Here is a 3,970-nt window from a genome sequence, read left to right on the forward strand (position 1 = left end):
CGTGGACCGCCGGACGCGTCAGGTGTGGGTGGGCGGCGCACCCGTCAGCCTCACCCCCAAGGAGTTCGAGCTGCTGGCCCTGCTCACCGAGGACCCCGGCGCCGTGTACTCGCGCCAGCAGATCCTCGACCGCGTCTGGGACCCGCACTTCCACGGGCCGACCAAGACCCTGGACGTGCACATCGCCACTCTGCGCCGCAAGCTGGGCGATCCGGCCTGGATCCAGACCCTGCGCGGGGTCGGCTTCCGTCTCGCCGTCCACTCGGGAGTCCCGGCGGGGACCCGTTCGGGGGTCCCGGAGGCCGCCCGGCCGTGACCCGACGTCTGCTGCTCGGATATCTGAGCCTCGCCGTACTGACCCTGCTGAGCCTGGGCATACCGCTCGGCTATGTCTACGGCAGAGCCGAGCGAGAGCGGATCATCTCCTCGGCGGAGGACGAGGCCGAGTCGGTGTCCGCGTTCGCCTCGCTGTCCATCATGGCGGGCCGGGAGCAGCGCGAGCTGCCGCACCGGGCGCGGCACTGTGCCGAACGCATCCGGGGCAGGGTGGTCATCGTCGGCGACGACGGCCGGCTGCTGGCGACCTCGCATCCGCTGTCCGCCACGGAGTCGCGGAACCTGGTGTCGCGCCCCGAGATCGCCGCCGCGCTGCGCGGCCGGGACGCGATCGACGTCCGGACCTCCACCATCGGCGGCGTCCGCTATCTCTCGGTCGCCGCACCCGTGGTCCACGGCGACGAGCTGCAGGGCGCGGTGCGCCTCACCGTCCCCACCGACGCGGTGGAGGCCCGGGTCCACCGGACCTGGCTGCTGCTGGCCGTGGGCGGGCTCGCGATCCTCACGGCCGTCGCCGCCGTGGGGCTGGTCTTCGCCCGCTGGGCCAGCCGTCCCATCCTGGAGCTGGAGCGGTTCGCGCACCGACTGGCCGACGGCCGGTTCACCACGCCCGCGCCCGTGACCTCCGGCCCGCCGGAGGTACGCAGCCTCGCCGCCACCTTCAACCAGACCGCCGCCCGGCTGGAGCATCTGCTGGCCTCCCAGCGCGCGTTCGCCGCCGAGGCGTCCCACCAGCTCAAGACGCCGCTGGCGGCGCTGCGGCTGCGGCTGGACAATCTGGAGGCGGAGATGACCGGGCACGCCCGGGACAGTCTCAGCGCCGCGATAACCGAGACCGACCGGCTGGCCCGGATGGTCGGGGGGCTGCTGGCGATGGCGCGGCTGGAGGAGAGCGCCGTCACCCCCGAACCGGTCGACCTGGACCAGGTGTGCGCCGAGCGCCTGCTCACCTGGAGCCCGCTCTTCGACCAGCACAAGGCCCATCTCGCCCTGCTCGGCGACCGGGTCGGCCAGGCGCTCGCGGTGCCCGGAGCCATCGAGCAGATCCTGGACAATCTGCTCTCCAACGCGCTGCGTGCCACGCCCCCGGGCTCCACCGTCACCATGGTGCTGCGCGGTTCGGCCGCCGACCGCCGCCATCTCCCGACGCGGCCCGCCTGGGTCGAGCTGCATGTCATCGACGAGGGGCCCGGCATGACCGCCGATCAGCGGCGCCGCGCCTTCGACCGCTTCTGGCGCGCCCCCGACGCCCCGAAGGGCGGCACCGGTCTGGGTCTGTCGCTGGTGCAGCGGCTCGCCCATGCGAGCGGAGGGGAGGCCACCCTGGCCCGGGCGCCCGGTGGCGGCCTCGACGCCGCGATCCGGCTGCGGCCCGCGCCCCGCGCGTCCCAGGGCCGCCCGTCCAGAATCGGCCTGCCCCGGAGAGCCCGGGGCGACCGGAGCGCACCGGAGTCCGCTCCGCCCCCGCCCTCGGTGCGCTCACCGGCGTAAGCCGGGGCCGTCCTTACGTGTCCTGGTGACACGTAAAGCCCGGGCCGCCCTTACGCGTCCTGGTACGCCTCGCCGCCGAGCTCCAGCGCGGCGGTGCCCGCGGTGGTGTCCGCCAGCCAGTCGCGGAAGGCGTCCACATCCGCGTCGGGCAGCCCCAGTTCGATCGTCACGGCCTCGGCGTAACGCACCTCCCGGACCGCCCGCCCCGTCGCCCGCAGATCGTTCTCCAGCTTTCCGGCCCGCTGGTGGTCCACGGTGACGGTCACCAGCCGGAACCGCTGCTGGGTGACGGTGCCCAGCGCGTCGAGCGCCTCGCCGACCGCGCCGCCGTAGGCCCGGATCAGACCGCCCGCACCGAGCTTCACGCCCCCGTAGTAGCGGGTGACGACGGCCACCGCGTACCGGATCTCGCGGCGCAGCAGCATCTGCAGCATCGGCACCCCGGCCGTGCCGCCCGGCTCCCCGTCGTCGCTCGCCTTCTGCACACCGCCGTCCGCGCCGATGACATAGGCGAAGCAGTTGTGGGTGGCGGTGGGGTGCTCCTTCCTGACCCGCTGGATGACGTCCTGCGCCTCCTGCTCGGTCGCGGCGGGCGCGAGCGTGCAGAGGAAGCGCGATCTGTTGATCTCGATCTCGTGCACGCCCTCGCGCGCGACCGTCCGGTACCGCTCCTGCATCAGGCCACCTTATGTCCCGGCTCCCGTGCGCTTCTCACGCGTGCGCGGCCGCGGCGGTCAGGGGTGCGCGGCCGCGCCGGTCACGCGTACGCGGCAGCCGCTCGGGCGGAAACCCACGGCGCTGAGGGGATGCGCCCGCTCACCCCTTTCCGCCGCTTCCGCCACGGCCGAACCGGGCCGGTCGGTGCAAGGGCCCCCACGCGCCCCGCTGGTGTGCCACCACGTCCTCGGCTTCGGCGATCACGCTCTCGGCGATCCAGGCGACGGGCTCCACATCGCGGACCAGGGGTTCGTTGTCCGGCCCCCGGCCGGTCTCCTCCCCCTTGAGCACCCAGGGGCGGACATCGGCGGAGCCCTGGTCGTCGTCCCGGAGGTGGATGTAGTCGCACAGCCTCCGGGCGACCCAGACGGTCGTGGGCAGGTCCTTCGCCCATTCCTCGAAGACCAGGGGGTTGGCCGACAGACCAGGCATCTTCATGCCGGTGAGCCCGTCCCGGCTGACCGCACTGCCTTCCAGGTCCGCCTCGGGCCCACGGGACCAGCGGACGAAGACCGGAGGCCCCTGCTCGATCAACTCCACGAGCTGGTGCAGAGCGGTGTAGGTGGGGAGTGTTGTGCCTGGCATGATCGCCCTTGAGTACCCGCGCCCGACGCCGCCAATCCGCCGCCCTCCCCGACCGCACGGACGCCGCCCGCCCCGCTGCTCGGCGGGAAGGGCGGCGTCCCGCCAGGGAAGTGCCGTGGCCTCCGGGTCAGCGGCCCAGGGCCTTGGCCAGCTGGTCCTTGGTCATATTGGAGCGGCCCTCGATGCCGCGCTGCCTGGCCTCGTTGTACAGCTGGTCGCGGGTCGGGCCCTTCGGCCCCGTCCGGTTGCCGGAGCGCTGGCCGCCACGCTGCGGCGCGGACTTCGGGTCCTGGGTCGAGGTCCTGCTGGCGCTCCTGGACTCGCCCGAGCGGGCGCGCTCCTTGTTGACCGTACGGGCGGCCATTTCCTTCGCCCGGCCGGTGGACGCGCCGCGCTGCTCGGCGCTTTCCTTGATGTGCTCGTACTGCCGTTCACGCTTACGGCTGGATCCTGCGGGCATGGTGTCTTCCTCTCCTTCCGCCCCCTCGGTCGGTGGCGGCCGGCGGTGGTGATCGCCGACCGCATGAGTCGGGTTCCCCTCGCTCCCTCCCCTATAACCAGCATGCGTCTCCTGGGCGTCGGCCGGATGCCGTGCGGTGTGCGCGATGCGCGGGATTGGTCTTTCGGCAGTGTCCGCCGGTCCCCCGTCTTCGTAAGGTCACCTCTGCGAGTCGGCTGATCACGCGGGTGGGGGACATGACGACACAGACACACACGACCGGATCCGGCGGCCGCCCGTGGGCTCCCTGGGGCGGACACCTGCCACTGGCGGCCACCATCGCCGCCGCCGGGTTGAGCGTGGTCAGCCTGTGGTGGGTGGTGCCCACGGCGCTGTGCGCGT

5 protein-coding genes are annotated in these 3,970 nt (G+C 73.2%); 2 read left to right on the top strand and 3 right to left on the bottom strand.

All coding sequences use genetic code 11. From position 1 onward, the window contains the following. Positions 1-316 (top strand): winged helix-turn-helix domain-containing protein (locus GWI24_RS41645; RefSeq protein ID WP_210951214.1); only part of this gene is annotated, 316 nt, incomplete at its 5' end. Next, positions 313-1,827, top strand: coding sequence for a sensor histidine kinase (locus GWI24_RS41650; RefSeq protein ID WP_210951215.1), 1,515 nt, complete (start codon positions 313-315; stop codon positions 1,825-1,827). The genes GWI24_RS41645 and GWI24_RS41650, both read left to right, overlap by 4 nt. Before the next feature lie 50 nt (positions 1,828-1,877). Here GWI24_RS41650 and GWI24_RS41655 read toward each other — a convergent pair whose 3' ends face one another. From GWI24_RS41655 to GWI24_RS41665, 3 genes are all read right to left on the bottom strand, one after another. Continuing rightward, positions 1,878-2,504 carry a YigZ family protein gene (locus tag GWI24_RS41655; protein WP_210951216.1) on the bottom strand — a complete coding sequence of 209 codons (627 nt, stop codon included), beginning with the start codon at positions 2,502-2,504 and terminating at the stop codon, positions 1,878-1,880. Between the two features lie 139 nt (positions 2,505-2,643). Beyond that, positions 2,644-3,129, bottom strand: a complete 486-nt coding sequence (locus GWI24_RS41660; RefSeq protein ID WP_210951217.1) for a DUF6098 family protein — start codon at positions 3,127-3,129, stop codon at positions 2,644-2,646. A 127-nt stretch (positions 3,130-3,256) separates the two neighbouring features. Further along, entirely contained in the window at positions 3,257-3,589 is a 333-nt protein-coding gene (locus tag GWI24_RS41665) for a plasmid stabilization protein (RefSeq protein ID WP_210951218.1), read from the bottom strand. Positions 3,590-3,970: the final 381 nt, after the last annotated feature.

This window comes from Streptomyces sp. MK37H, from assembly GCF_018035285.1.
In the GTDB taxonomy this organism is placed as follows: Bacteria; Actinomycetota; Actinomycetes; order Streptomycetales; family Streptomycetaceae; genus Streptomyces; species Streptomyces endocoffeicus.